General features: G+C 61.3%; 14 protein-coding genes, 1 rRNA gene and 2 pseudogenes. 10 read left to right on the top strand and 7 right to left on the bottom strand.

What is annotated here, in order from left to right; genetic code table 11:
- The first annotated feature begins 2 nt into the window (after nt 1–2).
- The 5 genes and pseudogenes from rrf (at nt 3) to SOP85_RS27555 (ending at nt 10,829) form a co-directional block, all read left to right on the top strand.
- Nucleotides 3–118 (top strand): 5S ribosomal RNA (gene rrf, locus SOP85_RS27575).
- Nucleotides 119–358: 240 nt separating this feature from the next.
- Nucleotides 359–3,810: pseudogene (gene recC / locus SOP85_RS27570) on the top strand (exodeoxyribonuclease V subunit gamma).
- Nucleotides 3,807–7,499, top strand: a complete 3,693-nt coding sequence (recB, locus tag SOP85_RS27565; protein ID WP_323628907.1) for an exodeoxyribonuclease V subunit beta — start codon at nt 3,807–3,809, stop codon at nt 7,497–7,499. Before recC ends, recB begins: the two are co-directional and overlap by 4 nt.
- Nucleotides 7,496–9,595, top strand: a complete 2,100-nt coding sequence (gene recD / locus SOP85_RS27560) for an exodeoxyribonuclease V subunit alpha (protein WP_323628906.1) — start codon at nt 7,496–7,498, stop codon at nt 9,593–9,595. Before recB ends, recD begins: the two co-directional genes overlap by 4 nt.
- A gap of 223 nt (nt 9,596–9,818) precedes the next feature.
- Complete coding sequence (locus SOP85_RS27555) at nt 9,819–10,829, top strand: acyltransferase family protein (protein ID WP_323628905.1); 1,011 nt, start codon at nt 9,819–9,821, stop codon at nt 10,827–10,829.
- 30 nt (nt 10,830–10,859) lie between these two features.
- Here SOP85_RS27555 and SOP85_RS27550 read toward each other — a convergent pair whose 3' ends face one another.
- Entirely contained in the window at nt 10,860–11,807 is a 948-nt protein-coding gene (locus SOP85_RS27550; protein ID WP_274074131.1) for a LysR family transcriptional regulator, read from the bottom strand.
- A gap of 150 nt (nt 11,808–11,957) precedes the next feature.
- On the opposite strand from SOP85_RS27550, the gene SOP85_RS27545 reads away from it, so the two are divergent.
- Together SOP85_RS27545 and mmsB are read left to right on the top strand one after the other, a co-directional pair.
- Entirely contained in the window at nt 11,958–13,484 is a 1,527-nt protein-coding gene (locus tag SOP85_RS27545; protein WP_274074130.1) for a CoA-acylating methylmalonate-semialdehyde dehydrogenase, read from the top strand.
- Between the two features lie 10 nt (nt 13,485–13,494).
- Nucleotides 13,495–14,382, top strand: a complete 888-nt coding sequence (gene mmsB / locus SOP85_RS27540; protein WP_323628904.1) for a 3-hydroxyisobutyrate dehydrogenase — start codon at nt 13,495–13,497, stop codon at nt 14,380–14,382.
- A gap of 173 nt (nt 14,383–14,555) precedes the next feature.
- Here mmsB and SOP85_RS27535 read toward each other — a convergent pair whose 3' ends face one another.
- The gene (locus tag SOP85_RS27535) at nt 14,556–14,900 is read right to left on the bottom strand and encodes a cupin domain-containing protein (protein WP_274074128.1); all 345 of its coding nucleotides are present in this window, start codon (nt 14,898–14,900) and stop codon (nt 14,556–14,558) included.
- A gap of 264 nt (nt 14,901–15,164) precedes the next feature.
- Here SOP85_RS27535 and kynB point away from each other — a divergent pair, with 264 nt between their 5' ends.
- Both kynB and kynA read left to right on the top strand, forming a co-directional pair.
- Nucleotides 15,165–15,830 carry an arylformamidase gene (gene kynB / locus SOP85_RS27530; RefSeq protein WP_323628903.1) on the top strand — a complete coding sequence of 222 codons (666 nt, stop codon included), beginning with the start codon at nt 15,165–15,167 and terminating at the stop codon, nt 15,828–15,830.
- A complete protein-coding gene (gene kynA / locus SOP85_RS27525) occupies nt 15,827–16,681 on the top strand; it encodes a tryptophan 2,3-dioxygenase (RefSeq protein ID WP_274074126.1) in 855 nt (284 codons plus the stop codon). Before kynB ends, kynA begins: the two co-directional genes overlap by 4 nt.
- A 63-nt stretch (nt 16,682–16,744) precedes the next feature.
- Here kynA and SOP85_RS27520 read toward each other — a convergent pair whose 3' ends face one another.
- From SOP85_RS27520 to antA, 4 genes are read right to left on the bottom strand one after another with little or no spacing between them, the layout of a single operon-like run.
- Entirely contained in the window at nt 16,745–18,148 is a 1,404-nt protein-coding gene (locus SOP85_RS27520) for an amino acid permease (RefSeq protein WP_323628902.1), read from the bottom strand.
- A gap of 43 nt (nt 18,149–18,191) precedes the next feature.
- Nucleotides 18,192–19,211, bottom strand: coding sequence for an anthranilate 1,2-dioxygenase electron transfer component AntC (gene antC, locus SOP85_RS27515; RefSeq protein WP_323628901.1), 1,020 nt, complete (start codon nt 19,209–19,211; stop codon nt 18,192–18,194).
- A gap of 18 nt (nt 19,212–19,229) precedes the next feature.
- Entirely contained in the window at nt 19,230–19,721 is a 492-nt protein-coding gene (gene antB / locus SOP85_RS27510; protein WP_323605445.1) for an anthranilate 1,2-dioxygenase small subunit, read from the bottom strand.
- A complete protein-coding gene (antA, locus tag SOP85_RS27505; RefSeq protein ID WP_323628900.1) occupies nt 19,721–21,112 on the bottom strand; it encodes an anthranilate 1,2-dioxygenase large subunit in 1,392 nt (463 codons plus the stop codon). Before antA ends, antB begins: the two co-directional genes overlap by 1 nt.
- A 377-nt stretch (nt 21,113–21,489) precedes the next feature.
- Between antA and SOP85_RS27500 the strand changes: the two genes are divergently transcribed.
- A complete protein-coding gene (locus SOP85_RS27500) occupies nt 21,490–22,503 on the top strand; it encodes an AraC family transcriptional regulator (RefSeq protein ID WP_274074121.1) in 1,014 nt (337 codons plus the stop codon).
- 120 nt (nt 22,504–22,623) lie between these two features.
- Here the strand turns inward: SOP85_RS27500 and SOP85_RS27495 are convergent.
- Nucleotides 22,624–22,701: pseudogene (locus SOP85_RS27495) on the bottom strand (Lrp/AsnC family transcriptional regulator); the annotation flags it as partial.
- Nucleotides 22,702–22,830: the final 129 nt, after the last annotated feature.

Below are 22,830 nucleotides of genomic sequence, written 5' to 3'. Positions count from 1 at the left end.
TTCTTGACGACCATAGAGCGTTGGAACCACCTGATCCCATCCCGAACTCAGAAGTGAAACGATGCATCGCCGATGGTAGTGTGGGGTTTCCCCATGTGAGAGTAGGTCATCGTCAAGATTAAATTCCAAAACCCCTATCTGCGTATGCAGGTAGGGGTTTTGTTTTTGTGTCTCGATTTTCTGTAGGAGCGAGCTTGCTCGCGAAAAACGTCAGGACACCGCGGGGCCGCAGACAATTAGCGTCATCGTTGACGACCCTCGTCGGAACGCCGCCCGGAGCAAGCTCGCTCCTGCAATGAAGCAAGTCGCCTTCAATGCTAAAGTCCTCCCTCGATTTGCGCTTTCCAAGGAAGCCTTTATGCCGGACGCAACGTCCCTCAGTGCTGGTTTTATGGTGGTTCATGGCAATCGCCTGGACGAGTTACGCAGCCTGGTAGTGAGCTGGATGCGGCGCTACCCGCTGGCTCCCCTGGAAAATGAAATCGCCCTGGTGCAGAGCAACGGCATTGCCCAGTGGCTGAAGCTGGCTCTGGCCGAAGACGCTGAGGATGACGACATGGGCGGCTGCGGGATCGCCGCCGCCATCGACGTGCAATTGCCCGGCAGTTTCATGTGGCAGCTCTATCGGATGGTCCTGGGGCGCGACGACATTCCGGCCAAGTCGCTGCTGGATAAAGCCCCCCTGACCTGGCGCCTGATGCGCCTGCTGCCGCAGGTGATCGATCAGCCGCACTTCGAGCCGCTACAGCGCTTTCTCACCCATGACACCGATTTGCGCAAACGCTATCAATTGGCTGAGCGCCTGGCGGATCTGTTCGACCAGTACCAGGTGTACCGCGCCGATTGGCTCGAAGACTGGGCCGAAGGTCGTCACCAGTTACGCAACGGCAGGGGCGAAGCCAAGCCGCTGACCGCCGCCAATGCCTGGCAGGCGGAGTTGTGGCGTGCACTGTTGCTGGATGTCGGTGCAGCAGGGATGGCGCAAAGCCGGGCCGGCGTGCATCAGCGGTTTATCGAACGCATCAACAGCCTCGACGTGGCTCCTACCGGATTACCGTCACGGGTCATAGTATTCGGCATTTCCTCCCTGCCCGCTCAAGCCCTGGAAGCCCTGGCCGGCCTGGCTAGATTCAGCCAGGTGCTGCTATGCGTGCACAATCCCTGTCGTCACCATTGGGCGGACATCGTCGCCGACAAGGACCTGCTGCGCCATCAATACAAACGGCAGGCGCGCAAGAGCGGCATGCCAGGCGTGCTCGACCCGCAAACCCTGCATCAACACGCCCATCCGTTACTCGCGGCATGGGGCAAGCAGGGGCGGGACTACATCAACCTGCTCGACAGCTACGACGATCCCAACAGCTATCGTTCGGCGTTTCGTGACGGTCGCATCGACCTGTTCAGTGACAGCCAGCCGCTGCACATGCTCAACCAGTTGCAGGACGACATCCTTGAGTTGCGTCCGCTGGGCGAAACCCGCGAATGCTGGCCGGCCGTGGACTTGAAGAAAGACTCGTCGATCCGCTTCCACATTGCTCACAGCGCTCAACGCGAAGTGGAGATCCTGCACGATCAGTTGCTCGCGCGCTTCAGCGCCGATCCGCTATTGCGCCCCCGGGACGTGATTGTCATGGTCCCGGACATCGATGCCTATGCCCCGCACATTCGCGCGGTGTTCGGCCAGCTGGAGCGCCACGATCCGCGCTTCATACCCTTCACCCTCGCCGACCAGGGCCAGCGCGGCCGTGATCCGTTGCTGATCGCGGTCGAGCATCTGCTCAAGCTGCCAGACAGCCGTTTCCCGGTGAGCGAGATTCTCGACCTGCTCGACGTGCCCGCGCTAAGGGAGCGCTTCGGCGTAGAGGAGCGTGACCTGCCAACCCTGCACCGCTGGATCGAAGGGGCAGGCATCCGCTGGGGGATGAATGCCGAGCAGCGTGCCGGCCTGGGCCTGCCTGAGGCACTGGAGCAGAACAGTTGGCGTTTTGGCCTGCGGCGGATGTTGCTCGGCTACGCCGTTGGCAGTTCCGGCGCCTGTGGCGGCATCGAACCCTACGACGAGATCGGTGGTCTGGATGCCGCGCTCATCGGCCCGCTGGTTGCACTGCTGGATGCCCTGGAAATCGCCCACCACGAACTCACTCGACCGGCATCGCCCCAGCAATGGAGCCTGCGTTTACAGGCATTGGTGGCACTGTTCTTCCAGGCCAGCAACGAGCACGACGAGTATTTGCTGACGCAGCTGGAAACCTTGCGCGAAACCTGGCTCGAAAACTGTGAGTCAGTTGGCTTGCACGACGAGCTGACCCTGACCGTCGTCCGTGAAGCCTGGCTCGCCGGTCTCGATCAGGGGCGCCTGTCCCAGCGCTTTCTGGCCGGTGCGGTCAACTTCTGCACCTTGATGCCCATGCGCGCGATCCCGTTCAAGCTGGTGTGCCTGCTGGGGATGAACGATGGCGACTACCCGCGGGCACAGCCGCCGCTGGATTTCGACCTCATGGGCAGCGACTACCGCCCCGGCGATCGCTCGCGACGTGAGGATGACCGCTATTTGCTGCTGGAAGCATTGCTGTCGGCCCGTGAGCAACTCTATGTCAGCTGGGTCGGTCGCAGCATCCGCGATAACAGCGAGCGCCCGGCATCGGTGCTCATCGGCCAGCTTCGGGACCATCTGGCCAGCGGTTGGCGATTGGTCGATGCCGAGGAGGACTACTCGAAGCCCTGACCCAGGAGCACCCGCTGCAACCCTTCAGCGCCCGTTACTTCCACCAGGGCGATGCGTTGTTCAGCTATGCCAGCGAGTGGCAGGTGCTCCATCAAGCCAGCGGGCAGGCGCCTGTCAGTGAGCTACTGGATGCCCACGTCCAGGAGGAGCCGCTGAGTCTGGGACAACTACAGGATTTCCTGCGCAACCCGGTGCGTCATTTCTTCAGTCAGCGCCTGAAGGTGTTCTTCGAGGCGGCCGAAGTGCCTTTGGCCGATGAAGAGCCCTTTGTCCTCGATGCCTTGCAACGCTATAGCCTGAGCGACAGTTTGCTCGGCGCCGCACTGGCAGACCTGGATAACTCCGAACGGGTGCTGGAGGCGCAGGCCAGTCGCCTGCAAAACAGCGGGCTGCTGCCGATGGCGGGGTTTGGCGAATGCCTGCAACGGGAGTTGATCGAACCCTTGCCGGATCTGCTCGCGCGTTATCAACAGCTTCTGACCTTATGGCCAACGCCCCTGACCAGCGCCCTGCCAGTCAATTTGCAAGTGGATGGCCTGCGCATCGAGGGTTGGCTCAGTGGCCTGCACCAACGTGCCGACGGCGGCTTGCTGTCGATCACGACGATCCCCAACAGCATCGGTTCGATCAAGTCGCGCAAATGGCATCGGCTGACGCGGCCGTGGGTCAACCACCTGGTGGCGTGCGCCAGCGGCATGGCGATGACCACGGCCCTGGTGGCCAGTGACGACAGCCTGATACTCGAGCCGATTGCCCGGGAGCGTGCTTTGCGAACCCTGGGCGATCTGTTGCTGGCCTGGCAAGCAGGCATGCGTCAGCCCCTGCCGATCGCGGTCAAGACCGCCTTTGCCTGGCTCGGCCAGACCGACCCGCTAAAAGCCCAGGCCGCCGCGCGCAAGGCCTACGAAGGTGATGGCTTGACCACCGACGGCGAGCGCCGCGAAAGCGTGGCGCTCGCGCGTCAGTTCGCCGATTACGACGCCCTGGTCGCCGACGAGACGTTCGCCGATTGGTGTGACGCCCTGTATCGACCGCTGCTTGAGGCCCCTTGGCGTTCAGTGTCCAGCGAGGAGCCCCGCCCATGACCACCCAGACCCCCTTGGCCCTGGCGTTCCCGCTGCGTGGCAGTCAACTGATCGAGGCCAGTGCCGGGACCGGCAAGACCTTCACCATTTCCGCGTTGTACCTGCGCCTGGTCCTTGGCCACGGTGGCGAGCCTTGTGGTTTCGGCCGTGAACTGCTGCCGCCGCAAATCCTCGTGGTGACCTTTACCGATGCCGCCACCAAAGAGCTGCGCGAACGCATTCGCACGCGCCTGGCCGAAGCCGCGCGGTTTTTCCGCGAGGAAACGCCGGCCCCGGACGCGCTGATCAACCAGCTGCGCGAAGAGTACGCACCCGATCAGTGGCCCGGCTGCGCCAATCGCCTGGACATCGCCGCGCAATGGATGGATGAGGCGGCGGTGTCGACCATCCACAGTTGGTGCCAGCGCATGTTGCGCGAGCACGCTTTCGACAGCGGCAGCCTGTTTACCCAGACCCTGGAAACCGACCACAGCGATCTGCTCGGTGAAGTGCTGCGCGATTACTGGCGGCTGTTCTGTTATCCGATGCAGGGCGATGCGTTGAACTGGGTGCGCGGCAATTGGGGCGGACCGGCGGCCTTGTTGCCGCGGATCCGCGGGCTGTTCGCCAGCGCGCGTGACACTCTCGCCGGTGTTGAGCCGGCGCAACTGATCAACGAATGTCTGCAGGAGCGCCGAGTCGCCCTGCTTGAGCTCAAGATGCCGTGGCGCCAATGGGCCGACGAGCTGCTGGCCCTGTGTCACGAAGGTGTCGCCAGCAAGAGTGTCGACGGGCGCAAGATGCAGGCGCGGTATTTCGAGCCCTGGTTCGAGAAAATCAAAGCCTGGGCCGAAGACGAGGCCCTCGAGCAACTGGACATCGGCACCGGCTTCACCCGCCTGACCCCCGACGGAATGGCAGAAGCCTGGAAGAAGGGCCCCGCGCCGTACCATCCAGGCCTGGACGCCATGCCCGCGCTCAAAGCCTGCCTGGATGGTTTGCCGACACCCCATGCCGCTGTGCTGCAACACGCTGCCCACTGGGTAGGCGCGCGCTTCGAAGAGGAAAAGCGCCGCCGTGCTGAAATGGGTTTCGACGACATGTTGCTGCGCCTGGACGCGGCGCTGCAAAGCGAGGGCGGCGAGCGCCTGGCGACCTTGATCCGCGAGCAGTTCCCGGTGGCGTTGATCGACGAATTCCAGGACACCGACCCGGTGCAGTACCGGATCTTCGAGAGCATCTACCGCATTGAAGACAACAGCCCCGACAGCGGACTGTTCCTGATCGGTGACCCGAAGCAGGCGATCTACGCCTTCCGCGGCGCCGACATCTACACCTACCTGCGCGCCCGCCAGGCCACCACGGGCCGCCTGCACACCCTGGGCACCAACTTCCGTTCGAGCCATGGCATGGTCAGTGCCGTGAACCATGTATTCGACTGCGCTGAGTCTCGCGAGTCGGGGCGTGGGGCCTTTCTGTTCCGGGAAAAAAATGGCGACAACCCGGTGCCGTTCCTGCCCGTCGAGTCCCAGGGACGCAAGGAAGTCCTGCGCATCAACCAGCAGGCAGTGCCGGCGTTGAACATCTGGCACCTGGCGGCCGAGCAGCCGTTGTCCGGCGCAGTCTATCGGCAACAACTGGCCGCCGCCTGTGCCAGTGAAATCACCGCCTTGCTCAACGGTGGGCAACAGGGCCTGGCGGGGTTCGTGCGTGACGACCAGGTGCTCAAAGGCCTGATGCCGGCGGACATTGCCATCCTCGTGCGTGACGGCAAGGAGGCCCAGGCGGTGCGTGCCGAGCTCTCTGCCCGCGGCGTGCGCAGCGTTTATCTGTCGGACAAGGACTCGGTGTTCGCCGCGCAGGAAGCCCACGATGTACTCACCTGGCTCAAGGCCTGCGCCGAGCCGGACGTCGAGCGGCCGCTGCGGGCGGCATTGGCCAGCATCACGCTGAACCTGTCATTGTCCGAACTGGAGCAGTTGAACCAGGACGAACTGGCCTGGGAATCCCGGGTCATGCAGTTCCGCCGTTATCGCGAGCTGTGGCGCAAGCAGGGCGTGTTGCCGATGCTGCGACGCTTGCTGCATGACTTCAAGCTGCCCCAGGCATTGATGGCGCGCAGCGATGGCGAGCGAGTGCTGACCAACCTGTTGCACCTGTCCGAGTTGCTGCAACAGGCAGCCGCCGAACTGGACGGCGAGCAGGCCTTGATCCGGCATTTGTCCGAGCACCTGGCGTTGTCGGGCCAGGCCGGTGAAGAGCAGATCCTGCGCCTGGAAAGCGACGAGCAACTGGTCAAGGTCGTGACCATCCACAAGTCCAAGGGGCTTGAGTACCCGTTGGTATTCCTGCCGTTCATTTGCTCGGCGAAACCGGTGGATGGCAGCCGCCTGCCATTGCATTACCACGACGCCACGGGCAAGGCCCAGGTAACCCTGAGCCCCACGCCCGAACTGATTGCCCAGGCCGATGACGAGCGTGTGGCCGAAGACCTGCGCCTGCTGTACGTGGCCCTGACCCGGGCGCAACACGCCTGCTGGTTGGGCGTGGCGGATCTCAAGCGCGGCAACAACAACAGCTCGGTGCTGCACCTGTCGGCGCTGGGGTATCTGTTGGGCGGCGGTGCCTGCCTGAACGAGTCGGCGGGTTTGCAGGCCTGGTTACGGGACCTGCAACAGGGCTGCCCGGCGATTGGCTACGGCGAAATGCCCGAGGCCACCCTCGAGTCTTACCATCCCCCGCAGAACACCGCGGCGTTGCTGGCGCCGTTGACGGTGCAACGCAAGGCCAGTGAAAACTGGTGGATTGCCTCCTACAGCGCCTTGCGTATTGGCGACAGCCTGAGCATCGGCACTGATCAGGCGCCGGAAAGTCCGCAGGCACAGAAACTCTTCGACGACGAACGTCTCGACCCACACGCCCCCCGCGAGATGGTGGCGGGCGGTGCCGATATCCATCGATTCCCCCGTGGCCCGAACCCGGGCACCTTTCTCCATGGCTTGCTCGAATGGGCCGGTGGCGAAGGGTTTGCCGCCACCCCGCAGGCGGTGGAGGATGCGATTGGCCGGCGCTGCAATCGCCGAGGCTGGGAAGGCTGGATCACCACGCTGAGTGAATGGTTGCAGCACCTGCTCAAGTCGCCGTTGCCTGTGGCTAGCGACCAGGCACCGGTGATTTTCGCGCAGTTGACCCAGTACCAGGTCGAGATGGAATTCTGGTTCGCCAGCCACAAGGTCGATGTGCTCAAGCTCGATGCCCTGGTGTGCCAATACACCCACAACGGTGTGCCGCGGGTGGCCGCGGAACCTGTCTTGCTCAATGGCATGTTCAAGGGCTTCATCGACCTGACGTTCGAGCATGATGGCCGCTACTACGTCGCCGACTACAAATCCAACTGGCTCGGAGTTGACGACGCGGCCTATACCGAACAGGCCATGGAGCAGTCGATCCTCGACAACCGCTACGACCTGCAATACGTGTTGTACCTACTGGCCCTGCATCGCCAGCTCAAGGCGCGGCTGGCCGATTACGATTACGACCGGCATGTCGGCGGTGCGCTGTACCTGTTCCTGCGGGGCACGCGTGCGCCGAGCCAGGGCGTGTATTTCGCCCGACCGCCCCGGGCGCTGATCGAGCAACTGGACCGCCTGTTCCAGGGCAAACCGCAGCCCAGGGTCGAACCGGCCTGGGAACAGGGAGTACTGCTATGAACCGTACCTTCGCCGATGTGCTGGCGACGCCGCTGACTGCCGAGAGCCTGGCGCAACTCAGCCCGTTGAGTCGTGCCGAAGACCTGTTGCTGCTGCTCTCGCGCTGGGTCGAGCGTGGCTGGTTGCGCGCACTGGACAAGGCCTTCGTCGGCTTTCTTCACGAGCTGGCACCGGCCGATGACCCGCTGGTGCTGCTGGCGGCGGCATTGACCAGTCACCAGTTGGGGCACGGGCATGTCTGCCTGGACCTGTTCGAGACCCTCAAGGAGCCGGACTTCGCCCTGTCGCTGCCTCCGGAAGGCGACCTGCAAGGTGGCGCGATGTTGCTGCCTTCGCAGCTGCTGGAAACCCTGGATGGCGCCCATTGGTGCAAGGTGCTGGCATCCAGCAGCCTGGTTGCCCTGGCCGCGGACGAGCGCGACAACGTGCAGCAGCGGCCCCTGGTGTTGGCCGGCAAACGCCTGTACCTGCGGCGCTACTGGGCCTACGAGCGACGCATCGACGATGCGTTGCGTGAGCGTCTGGCGGGGCAGGAAGACGCCCCCAAGGATCTGTTGCAACGCCTCACCGGTCTGTTTGGCCCGGCCAGGCCCGGTGAGGTCATCGACTGGCAGAAACTGGCCTGCGCCCTCGCCACTCGCAGCGCGTTCAGTATCGTCACCGGCGGTCCGGGCACCGGCAAGACCACCACGGTGGTGCGCTTGCTCGCGTTGCTCCAGGCGCCGGCGGTAGAGGCGGGCAAACCGCTGCGCATTCGCCTGGCCGCGCCTACCGGCAAGGCCGCGGCGCGGCTGACCGAATCCATCAGTGCGCAAGTGCGGACGCTGAAAGTCACTGAAGCCATCCGCGAAAAAATCCCCTCCGATGTCACCACCGTGCACCGCCTGCTCGGCAGCCGCCCGGGGACCCGACATTTCCGTCACCACGCCGGCAATCACCTGCCGCTGGATGTGCTGGTGGTGGACGAAGCATCGATGATCGACCTGGAAATGATGGCCAACCTGCTCGATGCGCTGCCGGCCCATGCCCGCCTGGTGCTGCTGGGTGACAAGGACCAGTTGGCGTCGGTGGAGGCCGGTGCCGTGCTGGGCGATCTGTGTCGCGACGCCGAGGCGGGTTGGTACAGCCCGCAGACTCGCCAATGGCTGCAGGCCGTCAGTGGCGAGAGCCTGGAAGCAAGCGGGTTGCAGGAAGATACCCAGGGCACCCACCCGCTCGCCCAGCAAGTGGTGATGTTGCGCCACTCGCGGCGCTTCGGCGAAGGCAGCGGCATTGGTCAGCTGGCCCGTTGGGTCAACCAGCAACAGCCCGCCCAAGCCCGAAAATTGCTGGCGGCGCGCAGCCACGACGATGTGTTCTGCCTGTCGCTCAAAAATGAACAGGATCGGGCGCTGGAGCGCCTGTTGCTCGAAGGTCATGGTGAAGGGCCGCAAGGATACCGGTATTACTTGAGCCTGCTGCGCAATCAGCGCCCACCGCTCGATTGTCCCTTGGAGGATGGGCGCTGGATTGATTGGGCGCGGCAGGTCCTGCAGGCGTTCGACGCGTTCCAGTTGTTATGCGCCGTGCGCAAAGGGCCGTGGGGCGTGGAAGGCCTGAACCAGCGGGTGACCGACGCCTTGCTCAAGGCGCGGCTGATCGACAGCGACCAGCAGTGGTACGAAGGCCGGCCGGTGCTGATGACCCGCAACGATTACGGCTTGGGCCTGATGAATGGCGACATCGGCATCGCCCTCAAGCTTCCCGAACGCGAGGGCCCCGAGGCCGGGAAGCTTGTGCTGCGGGTCGCGTTCCCGAGGAACGACGGCCAGGGCGGCGTGCGATTTGTACTGCCCAGTCGTCTCAATGATGTCGAAACCGTGTACGCCATGACCGTGCACAAATCCCAGGGCTCGGAATTCGCCCACACCGCCTTGATCCTGCCCGATGCCCTGAACCCGGTGCTCACCAAGGAGCTGATCTACACCGGCATCACCCGGGCCAAGGACTGGTTCACCTTGATCGAACCTCGGGCCGGCGTCTTCGAAGAAGCGGTGCGACGCCGGGTCAAACGCTTGAGTGGGTTGATGCTGGAGCTCAAGGAGGGGATCGACTGATAGCGCTCGCAGCGCATCTGCCAAAAAGTGGACGATTCACTTCACGCCATGAAAGTACCGTCAAAAAAACAGTGATTTAACCAATTGCTCGCGACAAAATTTTATCATGGTGTGAAGTGTAAAGTGCAAAAGCTGACCTAGACTCAGGCTTGAATGGTCTGGCTTCATGAGATTTTCAGCGCTGCGACTATTGGGTTTTCATATCCAAAGAGCGAATGCCAATATGAGTGATGGTTCCGTAGCACACTCTCGATTAAATGTACTTGATGGATGGCGCGGCATAAGTATATTGCTTGTCCTGGCGTGTCACCTGCTACCACTCGGCCCAAAGATCCTGCAATTGAATTCCGCTGCAGGTGTTATGGGCATGGCTATATTTTTTACCCTGTCGGGTTTCCTGATAACAAGTTTCCTGCTCAAGAACGACAGCGTCATTGATTTCTTGATTCGCAGGTTCTTTCGGATTGTGCCTCTTGCCTGGTTGTACATGGCAATTGTCTTGCCGATCATGAGCAGCCCTCCGGATTACTACCTCGCAAACTTTCTTTTCTATGCCAACTGGCCGCCCATGTGGCTTGGCAATGTAAACGGGCATCTATGGAGTTTGTGCATGGAGGTCCAGTTTTATGTTGCTATCGCTTTGCTGGTCGTCATGATGCGGAAAAAGTGGATGGTGATGATTCCTTTATTCGCCATCGCCGTCACGACCTACCGAGTCATGAACGATGCCCATGTCGTGATCAACACCTATTACCGCATTGATGAAATACTATCTGGCTGTTTACTTGCACTGATATACCACAAAAGAGTGGGCAGCACCTTTGTGAAACTTCCGCAACAAATATGGATTGTGCAAATAGTTTTGTTCCTCCTGTTTATTGTTTCCAGTCATCCCGACGGCGGCTTCATGAACTACCTGCGCCCCTATATTGCCGCCGCCATGGTGGGGAGCACGTTAGTCAATGGCCAGACACGCATTGTTGCCCAGGTTCTGAATAATCGCGTTCTGTTTTATATCGCCACCATTTCCTACGCGCTCTACGTTGTTCATCCACTGCTGGCACATACCTGGCTGGGTAGCGGAGATACCGTCATAAAATATTTGAAGCGTCCGTTGTTGTTCGCCGCCATTTTCATGACCGCGCATATCTCGACTTTCTATTATGAAAAGTGGTGGATTGCTTTTGGTAAGACACTGTCCAGGAAAGTCGCTGGCCAACCCGTTCCAACTTGAGGTTGGCGCTACCTGATTCCTTGAAGAACCTCAGTCGGCAAACAGCATTTGCCGACTGTCCCCCATCAACAGCGCCTGGTTCTGCTCGGTCACCGCGCGGATGTAATCCCACAACAGGGTAATCCGCTTGAGCTTGCGCAGGTCTTCGCGGCAGTACATCCAGAATTGTCGGGTGATGTTGATCTCCTGCGGCAACACCGCCAGCAACCGTGGGTCCTGGGCGGCGAGGAAGCACGGCAGGATGGCCAGTGATCGCCCTTGCTGCGCCGCCACGAACTGCGCGATCACGCTGGTGCTGCGCAGATTGGCGCTGGCGCCGGGGAGCACGTTGGCCAGGTACAGCAGCTCAGAGCTGAACGCCAGGTCGTCGACATAACTGATGAACGAATGTTTGCCCAGGTCGGCCGGGCGGCGGATGGCCGGGTGTTTGTCGAGGTATTCCTGGGTCGCGTACAGCTGCAGGCGGTAGTCGGTCAGTTTGCAGCATACGTAAGGCCCGTGTTCGGGGCGTTCCAGGGCGATGACGATGTCGGCCTCGCGCTTGGACAGGCTGATGAAGTGCGGCAGCGGCAGGATGTCCACCGAGATCGCCGGGTAGGCGTCGACGAAATGGCTCAGTTGCGGGGTAATGAAAAAGCTGCCGAACCCTTCGGTGCAGCCCATTCGCACATGGCCGGACAACGCGACCCCGGAGCCCGAAACCTGCTCGCAGGCCATGTGCAGCGTGCTTTCGATCGACTCGGCGTACCCCAGCAGGCGCTGGCCTTCGGCGGTCAGGACAAAACCGCTGGTCCGGGATTTCTCGAACAGCAAGGTGCCCAGCGAAGCTTCCAGTGAACTGATGCGCCGCGACACGGTGGTGTAGTCGACGGCCAGGCGCTTGGCCGCGGTGCTGGCCTTGCGGGTGCGGGCGACTTCGAGGAAAAACTTGAGGTCATCCCAGTTCAGCGAGCCTAGAGAGGTGATGTTTTTTTGCATGTTGGACCGGCTTTTATGTGCGTTCTTATTAGAAGTTTGCACATCTATACTCCAAAAACAGTCCGATCACCAATTCGCGGCATACGCCTCATCTCAAGGCGACTTTCTCGCCTTGGCTCCCAAGATAAAAACAAGCATCCGGAGACCCACATGAACGCTTCGCTCACGCCCAACGAAACTACCGTACAAAAGGTCAAGCTGTTGATCGACGGCGAATGGGTCGAATCCCAGACCACCGAATGGCACGACATCATCAACCCGGCCACCCAACAGGTGCTGGCCAAGGTGCCGTTTGCCACCGCTCAAGAAGTCGACGCCGCCATCAGTGCAGCCCATCGCGCCTTCCAGACCTGGAAGCTGACGCCGATCGGCGCGCGGATGCGCATCATGCTCAAGCTCCAGGCGTTGATCCGTGAACACTCCAAGCGCATCGCCGTGGTCCTGAGCGCCGAGCAGGGCAAAACCATTGCCGACGCTGAGGGCGACATTTTCCGTGGCCTGGAAGTGGTCGAGCACGCCTGCTCCATCGGCAGCCTGCAAATGGGCGAATTCGCTGAAAACGTCGCAGGCGGTGTCGATACCTACACCCTGCGTCAGCCGATCGGCGTGTGCGCCGGCATTACCCCGTTCAACTTCCCGGCGATGATTCCGCTGTGGATGTTCCCGATGGCCATCGCCTGCGGCAACACCTTCGTGCTCAAACCGTCCGAGCAGGACCCGATGTCGACCATGCTGCTGGTAGAGCTGGCCATCGAGGCCGGCGTTCCGGCCGGCGTGCTCAACGTCGTGCATGGTGGCAAGGACGTGGTGGATGCGCTCTGCACCCACAAGGACATCAAGGCCGTTTCCTTCGTCGGTTCGACGGCGGTCGGCACCCACGTCTATGACCTGGCCGGCAAGCACGGCAAACGCGTGCAATCGATGATGGGCGCGAAGAACCACGCCGTGGTGCTGCCCGATGCCAATCGCGAACAGGCGCTGAATGCGCTGGTGGGCGCCGGTTTTGGCGCAGCCGGTCAACGCTGCATGGCCACCTCGGTAGTCGTGCTGGTGGGCGCGGCCAAGCAATGGCTGCCTGACCTGAAGGCGCTGGCGCAGAAACTGACGGTGAATGCCGGCAGCGAGCCGGGCACCGACGTCGGCCCGGTGATCTCCAAAAAAGCCAAACAGCGAATTCTTGATCTGATCGAAAGCGGCATCAAGGAAGGCGCGAAACTCGAGCTCGATGGTCGCGAAATCACGGTTCCCGGTTACGAGAAGGGCAACTTTGTCGGCCCGACCCTGTTCTCCGGCGTGACCACCGACATGCAGATCTACACCCAGGAAATCTTCGGCCCGGTGCTGGTGGTGCTGGAAGTGAATACCCTCGACGAGGCCATCGCCCTGGTCAACGCCAACCCGTTCGGCAACGGCACCGGCCTGTTCACCCAATCCGGTGCGGCGGCGCGCAAGTTCCAGAACGAAATCGACGTCGGCCAGGTCGGCATCAACATCCCGATCCCGGTGCCGGTGCCGTTCTTCAGCTTCACCGGTTCCCGTGGTTCCAAGCTCGGCGACCTCGGCCCGTATGGCAAGCAAGTGGTGCAGTTCTACACTCAGACCAAGACCGTCACCAGCCGCTGGTTCGATGACGACAGCGTCAACGACGGTGTGAACACCACCATCAACCTGCGTTAAGGAGCCGGACATGAACATCGCTTTTATCGGTCTTGGCAACATGGGCGCGCCGATGGCGCGCAACCTGATCAAGGCCGGCCATGCACTGCGCCTGGTCGACCTGAACAAAACCGTGCTGGCGGAGCTTGAGCAACTGGGCGGCAGCATCAGCGCTTCGGCACGTGAGGCGGCACAAGGCGCGGAACTGGTGATCACCATGCTGCCCGCTGCCGTGCATGTACGCAGCGTCTGGCTGGGCGAAGACGGTGTGCTCGCCGGTATCGGCAAGGGTGTGCCGGCCGTGGATTGCAGCACCATCGATCCGCAGACCGCCCGTGACGTGGCCGCCGCCGCTGCCAAACAGGGCGTGGCCATGGCCGATGCGCCGGTTTCCGGTGGCACCGGTGGCGCCGCGGCAGGGACCTTGACGTTCATGGTCGGCGCGACCCCGGAACTGTTCGCGACCCTGCAACCGGTGCTGGCGCAGATGGGCCGCAACATCGTCCATTGCGGCGAAGTCGGCACCGGGCAAATCGCCAAGATCTGCAACAACCTGCTGCTGGGCATTTCCATGGTCGGCGTCAGCGAAGCCATGGCCCTGGGTGATGCGTTGGGTATCGACACCAAGGTGCTGGCGGGCATCATCAACAGCTCCACCGGGCGTTGCTGGAGTTCGGAGATGTACAACCCGTGGCCGGGCATCGTCGAAACGGCCCCGGCCTCGCGCGGCTATACCGGGGGCTTTGGCGCCGAGCTGATGCTCAAGGACCTGGGGCTGGCCACCGAAGCAGCGCGTTCGGCGCACCAGCCGGTGGTAATGGGCGCGGTGGCGCAACAGTTGTATCAGGCGATGAGTTTGCGTGGGGAAGGCGGCAGTGACTTCTCGGCGATCATCAACAGCTATCGCAAGCCGCAATAATCATGCTGAAAACCTGTAGGAGCGAGCTTGCTCGCGATGGTCGTCAACGATAACGCTGGAAGCCTGGCTCCCCGCGGTGCTCTCAGGTTTTTCGCGAGCAAGCTCGCTCCTACAGAGAAGCGCATCGACATTTACCGGGAAATCACATTGCGTGATCTCCCGGTTTTTTTGCATCAGGCAAACACGAAATACTTGCGCACGGTTTCCACCACTTCCCAGGTGCCTTTCATCCCCGGCTCAACGACAAAAATGTCACCGGCACGCAGGTGGATCGGCTCTTTTCCCTCAGGGGTGATGATGCAGTAGCCCTCGCGGAAATCGCAGTATTCCCACTTCACGTATTCCACGTACCACTTGCCCGGCGTGCAGATCCAGGTGCCCATGATCTTGCTGCCGTCTTCGCTGGTGTAGGCGTTGAGGTTGACGGTGTGCGGGTCGCCTTCGAGTTTTTCCCATTTGCAGGCATCGAGTACGGGCAGCGGGTGGGTGTCGCGAAGAACGGTGATCGGTGCGGTCATGATGACTCCGGCGTTGGGGAGAACTGAAGTCGCACCCTATAGGGCCTGCCCGGGCGCCAGTTGTCTGTGTTCGACATCGAGGTATCCAGAAACGCAGCGGCTCGACGCCTGCCAGCGACTGTGGCGCCATTGATATTTCCACGCCATAAACCACCGATATCTGGCAGTTTGTGCGAAAGCCCCAGGCTTTTTCGAAGTTTTTTGCAAGAACATGCACAGGTATCGCTCGTATCATTCACTTCGGAAAAGGCCGAGAGCTGTGTTATGAAAAAAACAATGTCGTGGTGGGACATCAGCCCGCCCTTGAGTACCGCAACACCGACCTGGCCGGGCGATACGCCTTTTCAGGAAGAGCGCGTCTGGACGCTGGGGCCTGAATGCCCGGTGAATGTCGGGCGTATCACGTTGTCGCCGCACACTGGCGCCCATGTCGACGCGCCGCTGCACTACAGCAAGGACGGCGCGGCCATCGGCGATGTGCCGCTCGACGTCTATATCGGGCCTTGCCGGGTGCTGCATTGCCTGGGCAGCGACGCGCTGGTGCAACCCGGGCAACTGCAAGGTCGTTTGGCAAACCTGCCCGAACGCGTGCTGCTGCGTACTTATCAACAGGCGCCGCAGACCACCTGGGACCCCGAATTCACCGCGGTCGGCAAAGACACCGTCGACCTGCTTGCCAGTCTCGGCGTGCGCCTGATCGGTATCGACACGCCGTCGCTGGACCCGCAGCAATCCAAGACCATGGACGCGCACAACGCCGTGGCGCGTCACGGCATGGCCATTCTCGAAGGCATCGTGCTCGATGACGTCCCGGAAGGGGACTACGAGTTGATCGCGCTGCCACTGCGATTTGCCAACCTCGACGCCAGCCCGGTCAGGGCGATCTTGCGTCCACTGAATTCATCGCTACATCAGGAGCCTGTTCAATGAGCCAATGTCCGTATTCGCCTGCCAATCAGACAGCGGAGTGGCATAACGCCGAGCTGAATTTTTCCGACTCCATGAGCTACGGCGACTACCTGGACCTGGGGCGTATTCTCAGCGCCCAGCACCCGTTGTCGCCGGACCATAACGAGATGCTGTTCATCATCCAGCACCAGACCTCCGAGCTGTGGATGAAACTGATGCTGCATGAGCTCAAGGCCGCCCGCGAACACGTTCGGCTGGGTGAGCTGGCGCCGGCCTTCAAGATGCTGGCGCGGGTCTCGCGAATCTTTGATCAGCTGGTGCATGCGTGGACGGTACTGGCCACCATGACGCCCACCGAGTACCACTCGATCAGGCCTTTCCTGGGGCAATCGTCGGGCTTCCAGTCGTTCCAGTACCGTGAAATCGAGTTCATCCTGGGTAACAAGAGCGCGACGCTGTTGCGCCCCCACGCCCATCGGCCGGAGCTGTTGCAGGAGCTGGAAAAAGCCATCGCCACCCCTTCGCTGTATGACGAAGCCATTCGCTTGATGGCCAACGCCGGGCTGGCGATCGACCCGCAGCGTTTCGAGCGTGACCCGAGCGCCCCGACGCAGCATGACGCCTCGGTCGAAGCGGCCTGGCGGGTGGTCTACAAGGATCCGACGCGTTATTGGGATCTCTATCAACTGGCCGAGAAATTCATCGATCTCGAAGACTCGTTCCGCCAGTGGCGCTTCCGCCATGTCACCACGGTCGAGCGGATCATCGGCTTCCAGCCTGGCACGGGTGGCACTGAAGGAGTGGGTTACCTGCGCAAGATGCTCGATACCGTGCTGTTCCCGGAATTGTGGCGGGTGCGTTCGACCCTTTGACCTGACAGGCATTAAAAAGCCCCGGCATTCAATGAATACCGGGGCTTTTTGTTGCGCGCTGGATTATTGAGCGACTGGCAAGCCGCGATCGCGCGCCACGCGCACCCGGTAGAACAGGTAGATGATCGCCACCCACACCGGGATGGCGATGACCGACGCGCGGATGCCCGGAATCATCCACATCACGCAGATGATCATGGCCATGAAGGCCAGGCACAGGTAGTTGCTGTAGGGAAACCAGAATGACTTGAAGCCGGGCACTATGCCTTGCTGGCCCATGATCTTGCGAAACTTCAGGTGGGTCAGGCTGATCAGCGTCCAGTTGATCATCAACGAGGCGACCACCAGGGCGAACAGCAACTCCAGCGCTTCATGGGGCGCCAGGTAGTTGACCAGCACCGACAGCATCGTGATCAGTGCCGAGATGCCCAGCGCCCGCAGAGGCACGCCCTGTTTGTTCAGTTTCATCAGTGATTTGGGTGCGTCGCCCTGTTCGGCCAGGCCGTAGAGCATGCGGCTGTTGCAGTAGACGCCGCTGTTGTAGACCGAGAGCGCCGCGGTGAGCACCACGAAGTTGAGGATGTGCGCGGCGGTGTCGCTGCCGATCAGCGAGAAGATCTGTACGAACGGGCTGCCGCTGTAGGCATCGCCGGACGCACCGAGGGTCTGCAGCAGTTGATCCCAAGGGTACAGCGACAGCAGCACGGTGAGTGCGCCGACGTAGAAGATCAACACGCGATAAACCACCTGGTTGATCGCCTTGGGGATCACCTTCCTCGGTTCGCTGGCTTCAGCGGCCGTGATGCCGACCAGTTCCAGGCCACCGAAGGAGAACATGATGAACGCCATCGACATCAGCAAGCCGGTGGTGCCGTTGGGGAAGAAACCGCCGTGGCTCCACAGGTTGCTGACCGACGCCTGCGGGCCGCCAGTGCCGCTGAACAGCATGTAGCAGCCCAGGACGATCATGCCGATGATCGCCACGACCTTGATGATCGCGAACCAGAACTCCATCTCGCCGAAGACTTTGACGTTCATCGTGTTGATCAGGTTGACCAGGACGAAGAACACCGCGGCGCTGACCCAGGTCGGGATCTCCGGCCACCAGAACTGCACGTACTTGCCCACGGCCGTCAGCTCGGCCATGCCCACCAGCACGTACAGCACCCAGTAGTTCCAGCCGGACAGGAAGCCGGCATAACCGCTCCAGTACTTGTGGGCGAAATGACTGAAGGAACCGGCCACCGGCTCCTCGACGATCATCTCGCCCAGCTGGCGCATGATCAGGAAAGCGATGAACCCGGCAATCGCATAACCGAGGATCATCGACGGCCCGGCCGACTTGAGCACACCCGCCGAGCCCAGGAACAGCCCGGTGCCAATCGCCCCACCCAGGGCGATCAATTGAATGTGCCGGTTCTTCAACCCCCGCTTGAGCGAGCCCTGTTGCAAGATTTCATCCGCCATCTCGTTCCCTTCTGGTTATTGTTGTCAGGCCTGATTTGAAAGATCAGATATTACTCTCGGTGAACTTTTCGTAATACAGGTGAACGCTGTCCAGCGCCTGGCTTTGTAACCAGTCCTTGATCGACTCGACCATCGGCGGTGGGCCGCAGACGTACATGTCGACCGGCGCGTCGCGCAATTCACTGAGGTCGAAATGCTCGGCAATGTAGCCGCGCTTGCCCGTCCACTGAGGCGATGGATCGCTGACCACTTCGGTGTAGCGAAACCCCGGAAGGCGCTCGGCATAGGCCTCGATCCGTGCGCGCTCGCACAGGTCGGCAGCGTCGCGCACGCCGTAGTACAGATGCACCGGCTGCACGCAACCGCGTTCGGCGAGGTCGTCGAGCATGCCCAGCAGTGCCGATAGTCCGGTGCCACCCGCTACCAGGATCAGCGGTTTGGCCACCTGCCGCAGATAGAACGCGCCCAGCGGTGCCTCGAGCATGATTTCGTCGCCCACTTGGCAGCGTTCACGGATGTAGTTACTCATCACCCCGTCGGGCAACAGGCGAATCAAAAATTGCAGTTGATTGTGCTCGCTCGGCCGATTGGCAAACGAGTAGGAACGCTTGCTCTCGGTGCCCGGAATCGACAACCGGGCGTATTGCCCCGGGAGAAAATCCAGCGGGGTGGTCGTACCGAGGTCCAGGTGCAGGATCGCGGTGCTGGCAGAAATCTGCCTGACGTCGGTCACCGTTGCGCTCAGTTGCTCCGGACCCGAGGCGTTGCACAGGGTGGAGGCGAAGTCGAAATAGAACGCCGAGTCGGATTTGACCCGCGTCTGGCAGGTGAGCATCTTGCGCTGTTGCAGGTCCAGGCTCGAGAGCGCTTCCTCGTCCACGTAATCCTGGCTGTAGTCGCCGGATTCACAGCGCCCCTGGCAGGTGCCGCAGACGCCTTCGCGGCAATCCAGGGGAATGTTGATGCCGTTGCGCAGGGCGGCGTCGAGCAGGATCTCGTTGGGTTGTACGGGAAAGAACAGGGTTTTGCCGTCGGCAAAGCTGAACGCTACTTTGTGATTCATGCCTCGGTCTCCAGGGATTCAGAGGTGGTAGAAGTCGAGTACCGAGTTGATGGTGTCGTTGAGCAGCAGCACATGCTTGCGGCTGATCAGCCAGCTGTCGGCGTGGGGCTTGAGCCGGTAGGTGGCGCGGCCATAGAACTGCTCGGAGGTGGCCAGGCGATAGAACAGCGTGTGCCAGTTCAGGCGCACCTCCAGTTCACCGCCCTCGAGTTCGTCGATGCGCACGTTGTTGATCAAATGCAGGGTGCGCGGCATCGGCGTCGAGGACGCGGACTTGCCCGTGCGCAGGCGGAACACGCGATCTTCCAGGCCGGAACGGTTGGGGTAGTAGATCAGCGACATTTCGCGCTTGGGGTCGCGGGTGTAGACGTGTTCCGAATCCCATTGCGGCAGGTGGAATTCACTCTGCTCGGCGAACAGCTGGAGGTAGGCGTCCCAGTCCTGGGCGTCGCACAGTTCGGATTTGCGGTAGAAAAACTGTTCGATCTGGTACTGCAATTGCGCATTCATCATTGCACCTCACGGAGTTTCAGGGATTTCGCGTCCAGGCCATCGAGCAGGAATTTCTGCCAGTTGCTGTGCTGGTTGACGTAGAGCCCTTCGTGGGTGAATTCGGTGCCGGTCATGGTCGGGGCGATGCCGATCGCCTCGCTGTTGGGCGTGGCGCCGGTGGCCCAGCGATGACTGCCACGGGAAATGTCGCTCCAGCGCTCCAGGCGTGCCTGGAAACCGCGCTGGGCTTCACGGAATTCCACCAGGTCGTCCGGCGTGCCGAGGCCCGACACGTTGAAGAAGTCCTCGAACTGGCGAATGCGGTTTTCGCGGTCGGCGTCCGACTCGTTTTTAACCCCGATGCACTGGCTGATGATCTCGGTCTTGTTCCAGGCCACCGGGCGGATGATGCGCAGTTGCGAGCTGATCTGGTCGAGGAAAAACAGGCTCGGGTAGACGTTCAGGTTACGCAGGCGATGCATCATCCATTCGGCCTTTTCCTGGCCATGTTCTTCGACCAGGCGGGGCATGATGGTGGCGTAGCCCGAGCGTACCGTCGGGTTCGGCATGTCGCTGAACAACACGCTGTGGCCGTTGTTGAAGGCGAACCAGCCGTCATCGGTATTGGCATCGCCCGCACCGAGCTTGCTGTAGTCCAGGGTGCTGCCGTTGCCGTTGCCGTTCTCGCTGTTCACCTGCTGGCGATGCTGCACCGTGGCCACGTAGTTATAGTGGACGGTGCTCACGTGATAACCGTCGAGGCCGTTTTCGTTCTGCAGTTTCCAGTTGCCGTCGTAGGTGTAGGCCGACTTGCCGGGCAGCACTTCCAGCTCACCGGTGGGTGACTGGGCGACCATCATGTCGAAGAACACCCTGGCGTCGCCGAGGAAGTCTTCCAGGCTGTTGTCGGCGTGAACATCGAGGCTGATGAACACGAAACCCTTGTAGCTCTCGATGCGCGCCTTTTTCAGGCCACGGGTGGCCTTGTCGAAGCCTTCCGGATACTCGCCAGGCGCCTTGACCTTCACCAGGCGCCCGTCGCTCTTGTAGCACCAGGCATGGAACGGGCAGGTGAAGGTCGACTGGTTACCCTTGCCGACCCGGGTCAGGGTCGTGCCGCGATGCTGGCAGGCGTTGATCAGGGCGTTGAGCTGCCCGTTGCCGTCGCGGGTAATGATCATCGGCTGGCGGCCGGCGCGCATCGTGACGAAATCGTGGTTATTGGCCAGCTCGCTTTCGTGGCAGGCGTAGATCCAGTTCTTCTCGAAGATCAGTTCCATTTCCAGATCGAACAACTGCGGCTCGGTGAAAATGTCCCGGGCGATGCGGAACACGCCTTCTGCCGGACGGAAGTCCAGGCAACCCTGGATAAACGCTTTCCACTGCTCGACGTTTTTTTCGCCACTCATGGGTGTGCACCTGTTTTTTATTGGGGCTAATCGGTGTGCGCATTAGAGGGAACGGGGCGGGTGGGGGTCTATCCGGTTTGTCGGCGAAGGCAGTCCGTATAATTTGTGGGGTAACACGCGCGGGGTATCAAGCTGTGCAGCGACTACCCAAACCGCGCGCCAAACGATGAACGGCTGCCCCTGTCTGCAGCAATCAGGTACTGTTTTGCACAACCTCGAGTGCCTGTTGGGGAGCGTTCACCGGCTGCGTTATCCGCCTAGTCGAGGATTGCTATCCACTAAGTTGGCACCGGGGTTTTGTGGCTTGGAACTTGCCTTCTCCACGCCTGAGACGCGCCGTCAGAGCGCGCTGAAAAATAGCCCGTGGGTGCACCGTGATGAACAGCAAAAACGATCCGCAGTGTCGCGACATTCGTGTCGACAGCGATGATCTCGAGGCCGCGAGAAACTGGATGTCCGGTATTTGCGGGCCACATCGACTCGTGAGCACGACGCCCGAGCGGATCCGCTTCCATCACAGCGCCAACATGTTCAAGTCGATGGCCACGACCCTGGGCACCATCGAATACGGCACCGATGTCACCATCGATATCGAAGACGCCGAGCACTTCAGCAGCTACAGCCTGAGCCTGCCCCTGGTGGGCGAGCAGGAGTTGAGCAAAAACGGCAGCGTGGTGAAGTCCGACCGCGACCAGGGTGTGATCATTTCGCCGAATGAAAACCAGCTGCTGGCGATCTCCGGCGATTGCCGCAAGGTCCAGGTGGTGATCACCCGCGTTGCCATGAGCGAGTCCCTGCAGGGCTTGCTGCAGCGACCGCTGGATGAACCCTTGCGCTTCGAACCGGTGATGGATGCGGTCGACGGCGCGTCGGCTTCGTGGTGGCGCATGGCGCGCTATTTTATCGCCGAGCTGGAACGCAGCAGCGAACTCTACGAGCAGGTGGCCTTTACCCGGGACATTGAGAGCTCGCTGATCAAAGGCCTGATCCTCGCCCAGCCGAACAACTACTCGGAAGAGTTGCGCGAGGTGCTGGGCGTGAAGTTGCCGCACTACCTGATCCGGGCGCGGCAATACATTCACGACAATGCTCGCGAGGCCCTGCACCTGGAGGACATCGAGCTCGCCGCCGGGGTTTCGCGCTTCAAGCTGTTCGAGGCGTTCAAGAAGTACTTCGCGCTGTCGCCGATGGTCTACCTGAAGAAATACCGGCTGAACGGCGTGCGCCAGGAGATTCTCGAGCACGGCTCGGCGCGCAATATTTCCGCGATCGCCATGGGCTGGGGGTTCACCCACCTGGGGCGTTTTTCCGCCGAGTACCGCAAGCTGTTCGACGAGTCCCCGAGCATGACCTTGCAGCGCAATGAAGCCCGGCGCATGCGCGGCTTCTGAGCGAACCCTGTGGGAGCGGGCTTGCTCGCGAATGCGGTGGTCCAGTGAACATTGATGTCAACTGACACTCCCTCTTCGCGAGCAAGCCCGCTCCCACAGGTTTAGCAGTGCGTTGCTCCCTTACTTGCGCACCACCAGGTCCAACAACGCTTCGCGCTCCTTGATTTTCTGCAGGACGATTTCCGAGCGGATATCGGTGTCGAAATCGAAAGAGAAGTCCGCGACCTGGAGCCGGATTTACGGCGCCGAATACGGCAAGAAAAAGCCGCGCCGATAATGGAGATGCTGCATGCCTGGATGATCGCCCAGCGCGATCTTGTGCCCGAA

This window comes from Pseudomonas sp. YuFO20, from assembly GCF_035064975.1.
GTDB lineage: Bacteria > Pseudomonadota > Gammaproteobacteria > Pseudomonadales > Pseudomonadaceae > Aquipseudomonas > Aquipseudomonas putida_AE.
This window is presented reverse-complemented; position numbering and strand designations above follow the sequence as displayed.